A 4,662-nucleotide genomic window follows, 5' to 3' on the forward strand; every position below is an offset into this window, starting at 1 on the left:
AGATGAAATATACAAGTTCGCCATGGGGGTTTAGGTTCTGGGATTTTGAGAGGTACTGTGATTTTATGAAGAAGATTGGGATAAAAGATATATGCAGTATGTTTGTATTTAAAGGTGGAGAGAACTTTCCTCTTCTCTTTAAAAGGGATAAAGCAGAGATAGAAAGAGCCAGAGAGATAACAGACAGTAGAGGAATAAGGTTTATTGAGGTATCCATTACAGACCAGTGGAGAGAAGAGATACCTCTGGCAGAGATATTGCAGGTAAAGTATTTAAGGGTATGTAATATATGGGAAGATACACCAGAGATGTTTAAGACGGTAGTGAGAGAATTGAAAGAGACAGGGAAGATGGCAGATATGTATGGTATGGAGGTAATTGTAGAAAACCATGGTGGTTTAATGAGAACTGCAGAACAATGTAAAAAACTTATAGAAGAGGTAGGGCTTTCCAATGTGAAGATAAACTATGACCCTGCAAACTTCCTATATTATGGAGAGGACCCTTTAAGAGCCATTGACTATATACTGCCGTATATCGGGTTTACACATTTTAAGAGTGTAAAGTATGATAACGGAAATCCGAAATACTGCAGGTTATCCGAAGGAGTGATTGACTATAAGAAGATATTTGAGAAACTTTTACCTGCTTATACTGGATATATTGGACTTGAGTATGAAGAGCCATCAGATGTAGAAGAAGGAACACTTGATNATTTTGAGTATATTAAAAATCTGCTTCAGAAGTAAAACAATATCGGTAAAAGGATAGAGATTTTTACCTTCTTCTGCATTTCCCAAAGATTATCTCTGGTCAGATTTAAACACTCTTTCAGGTATCTCTTTTAATATGTTTTACAATTTACTTGACAAATTGCAAAACATATTGTAAAATATTTTGTATGGATATCAAAGACCTTTTTCTATCGTTTGAGAAAAGAAGTAGATTCAACCAGTCCGCAAAGGAAAAGATTGCAAAAAAATGTTTAGAACTCGTCAGTTCTGGAGATGAGATATTTCTGGGTGCAGGTACTACTGTCTCTTACCTCGGGGAGCATCTCGCACAGTCAGATAAACACTTTATGCTTAAGATATGGACGAACAACCTTTTTGTATTAAATCTCTGGTTAAAAAAATATGAGAGGTTTTTTCTTGAGAATTTTATAGGTATTGTATCAGGTGAGATTTCCCGGAAAAACCTTAGCATTGTAGATATCCACTATAACTTTTCCAAAATCCAGAAGGTTATCCTCGGTAGTCCTGGAATTTCTACAAAGGGTTTAAGTTCAGATGATATAAATACAGTCCAGCAGGTGGAACATATTATAAGAAAGGCAGGTGAGGTAATTATTCTTGCAGATAGTTCAAAGATAGGCAGGGAATGTACATATCAGACAAGAAGTATGAGGATGATAAAAATAGATATAAAAAATAAGAAACGATATACACTGATTACAGATGAAAACAAGGGAGATTTATATCAGAGAACGATAAAGAAACTTAAAGAAAGTGGAATACATATTGTGCAGGTGTAATAAAAAGAACCAAAAGGAGGAAGGTATGGATTTTGAAGTAAGGATTGCACAGACAAAAGATTTTGAAGGTATTGTAAATCTACTTTCTCAGTTAAGTCCACCAAAGGAAGGAGAGAATTTAGATAGTGAAAAAGGGAAAGGTATTTTGAAGAATATCTTAAATAACACTGATTATTGCCTCTGTGTTGTTGAAGATAAAGATGGGGTATTGTTAGGCACAGCAACACTTCTTATACAACAAAACCTTTCTCATGGTGGAAGACCTTATGCACATCTGGAAAATGTTGTAACTGATATAAGACACAGGAAGAAAGGGATAGGGCTTGCAATGGTAAAGTTTTTGATAGAAAAAGCAAAAGAGAGGGGATGCTATAAGGTTATACTCAATTGTGAAACCAAAAATATTATTTTCTACGAAAGGTGTGGTTTTCGTATCACAGGTGAAGTGGAGATGAGGATTAATCTATAACTATGTGCGGGATATTGGGCTTTTCGGGTAAAGGAAATATAAGGCAGATTGTGAAAGATGGGTTGAAGGCACTTGAATACAGAGGTTATGACTCCTGCGGTTATGCATTATTAAGAGATAAAATAATCAAAATAGACAAAAAGATAGGTAAAGGTAAAATAGATGAACTTGCAGATAGTTTGCCAGAGGGTGTGTCTGAAAAAGTTTCTGTAATTGCCCATACGAGGTGGGCAACCCATGGAAAGGTAGATTTAACCAATGCACATCCTCATACTGACTGTAAAAACGAGATTGCTTTAGTACATAACGGGATTATAAGTAATTATAACTATCTTAAAAAACAACTTGAAGAGAAAGGACACAGGTTTGTTTCAGAGACAGATACTGAGGTAATTGCTCACCTGATTGAAGAGAATACCAAACTATATCCTTTTGAAGAAGCAGTAAAGAATTCCCTTAAGCAACTTGAAGGAAGTTTTGCCATCCTCGTAATAAAGAAAGGTGAGAACAAGATTATAGGTGCCAGAAACGGTTCTCCTCTGATTGTTGGAGTAAATAATGATGGATTTTTTGTTTCTTCAGATATAAACTCCATAGCGAGATACACAAACAATGTAATATTTTTAGATGATGGAGAACTGTTTATTCTGGATAAAAAAGTAAAGGTTATTGACTATATTACTGGAAGAGAGAAAGAGAAAAGATTTACTACAACAGAGGGATTACATCAAGGGGGTCTGTCAGAAGGGTTTAAGAGTTATATGGAAAAAGAGATAATGGAACAGCCAGAGGTTATAAAGGAGACATGGCTATCCCTGTGTAAGGAATTCTCAAAATATCTGGATGTGATAGATATACCAGAGAGGATTATTATTGTTGCCTGTGGAAGTAGTTGGCATGCTGGCCTTATAGGGGAGTATTTTATGGAAGAGATTTTAAGGATACCTGTGGAGGTGGAATATGCGTCAGAGTTCAGATATCGTAATCCAGTAATTCTGGATAAGGATATGGTTGTGGCAATATCACAGTCAGGAGAGACAGCAGATACGCTGGGTGCAATAAGGGAAGTAAAAGATAAGACAAAAGTTCTATCTATTTGTAATGTTTATAACAGTTCACTTACGAGAGAGAGTGATTATGTTTTTTATACATCTGCTGGTCCAGAGGTTGGTGTTGCTGCAACAAAGACATTTAATGCACAGATTGTTGCTCTGTACTTTTTAACACTTATACTTGCTTATAAAAAAGGATGTATTGATATCTCTTTTTTTGAAAGAGAAAAGGAAGAACTCGCTGATATCATTGAAAAGGTAAGGGTTTCACTTATTCTGCTTAGAGAAAAAATAGAATATCTCTCAGAGCAACTTAAAGATAGGACGAATGCACTTTTTTTAGGAAGAGGGATACAGTTTCCTGTGGCACTGGAAGGTGCATTAAAGATGAAAGAGGTAAGTTATATACATGCAGAAGGATATCCAGCAGCAGAGATGAAGCATGGTCCTATTGCCCTTATTGATGAGAATATGCCTGTGGTTTTTATCCTTGTGAAGGACAAACTGTATCAAAAGGTTCTGCATAATATGGAAGAGGTAAAGGCGAGGGGAGGTTATATAATTACTGTTGCGGAATTTGTAGATGAAGAGATTGAAAAGATATCCAATGAGATTATACATATCCCTGTGGTCAATAATGAATATCTAAAACCCATCCTTACAGTCATTCCTCTACAACTCCTCGCCTACTTTACTGCAGTAAAAAGGGGCTGTGATGTAGACAAACCCAGAAACCTCGCCAAGTCAGTAACTGTAGAATAATCTTCAATAAAATAAAGCAGTTTTTAATTACGTTGACATCTTCTTTTTTCTAAAAGTGTATACCACTTGACAAAAATTTAAAAATGTGTATAATAATATATAGTATGAAAGTAAAAGATAGTAAATGGGTCCGTATATATGAAGCACTGGTAGAAGAGATAAAGACCGGTAGATACAATAAAGGAGAGAGATTATTTACAAGACAAGAACTATGTGAACGTTTTGGAGTGAGTGATATAGTTGTAAGAAGGGCACTTGATGAGTTAAGAAGGGAAGGGCTTATAATAAACAAACCGAGGGTAGGAGTCATAGTTGCTAAAAACCTTGAGATAGAGGAAATAAGAGTATTTGTAGGTGATGTATGGGACAGAGATATTAAGGCAGCTCCTTTTACACTGTTAAAGATTATCTCCGGGATTGAAGAGGAAGCAAGAAGTTATGGAATAAGAATCCAGTATATAAACAGCAGGACTTTGGCAGGTATTTATGGAGATGTGATTATATCATTTTACGATTTTCTTTATAATCACATCGCAGATTATAAAGGTAATAACACATACATTATCTTACACCCACCAAAGAGATTGTCTTCACACCATACAGTAAGGCATGGACTTTTTGAAGGTGGATATATTGCGACAAAACATTTAATTTCCCGGGGGTATAAGAAGATAGGATATATAGGGTCTTTGAATGATGATTGGTATATAGCGAGGTTTCAGGGATGTCTTGAGGCACTGAAAGAAGATAATCTTGGAATTCCTATGGAGTATTTGAAAGAGGTAGGAGAAGATAAAGAAGAGGTATGTAATGCGATAGAATCCCTTCTGAAATTGAAGCATCCT

Annotated in this window: 5 protein-coding genes; all 5 read left to right on the forward strand. The window is 35.6% G+C overall.

Translation table 11 applies throughout. From position 1 onward, the window contains the following. The coding region (locus tag N3D17_04065; GenBank protein MCX8082551.1) for a sugar phosphate isomerase/epimerase at window positions 1-749 on the forward strand (749 nt) is incomplete at its 5' end. A gap of 152 nt (window positions 750-901) precedes the next feature. After that, window positions 902-1,534 (forward strand): hypothetical protein, encoded by a 633-nt coding sequence (locus N3D17_04070; GenBank protein MCX8082552.1) that lies wholly within the window; start codon window positions 902-904, stop codon window positions 1,532-1,534. Between the two features lie 25 nt (window positions 1,535-1,559). Then, window positions 1,560-2,003 (forward strand): GNAT family N-acetyltransferase, encoded by a 444-nt coding sequence (locus N3D17_04075; protein MCX8082553.1) that lies wholly within the window; start codon window positions 1,560-1,562, stop codon window positions 2,001-2,003. A 2-nt stretch (window positions 2,004-2,005) separates the two neighbouring features. Then, window positions 2,006-3,817: a glutamine--fructose-6-phosphate transaminase (isomerizing) gene (gene glmS / locus N3D17_04080; GenBank protein ID MCX8082554.1), complete on the forward strand. Its 1,812-nt coding sequence runs from the start codon at window positions 2,006-2,008 to the stop codon at window positions 3,815-3,817. 104 nt (window positions 3,818-3,921) lie between these two features. After that, on the forward strand, window positions 3,922-4,662 hold a 741-nt coding region (locus N3D17_04085; GenBank protein ID MCX8082555.1), incomplete at its 3' end, for a GntR family transcriptional regulator.

The sequence above is a fragment of the bacterium genome, from assembly GCA_026414725.1.
Classification (GTDB): domain Bacteria; phylum Ratteibacteria; class UBA8468; order B48-G9; family JAFGKM01; genus JAAYXZ01.

Bases quoted from the DNA above. Each gene is read 5' to 3' on its own strand.
- N3D17_04070 (MCX8082552.1), top strand. From the start codon at position 902: ATGGATATCAAAGACCTTTTTCTATCGTTTGAGAAAAGAAGTAGATTC.
- N3D17_04075 (MCX8082553.1), top strand. From the start codon at position 1,560: ATGGATTTTGAAGTAAGGATTGCACAGACAAAAGATTTTGAAGGTATT.
- glmS (MCX8082554.1), top strand. From the start codon at position 2,006: ATGTGCGGGATATTGGGCTTTTCGGGTAAAGGAAATATAAGGCAGATT.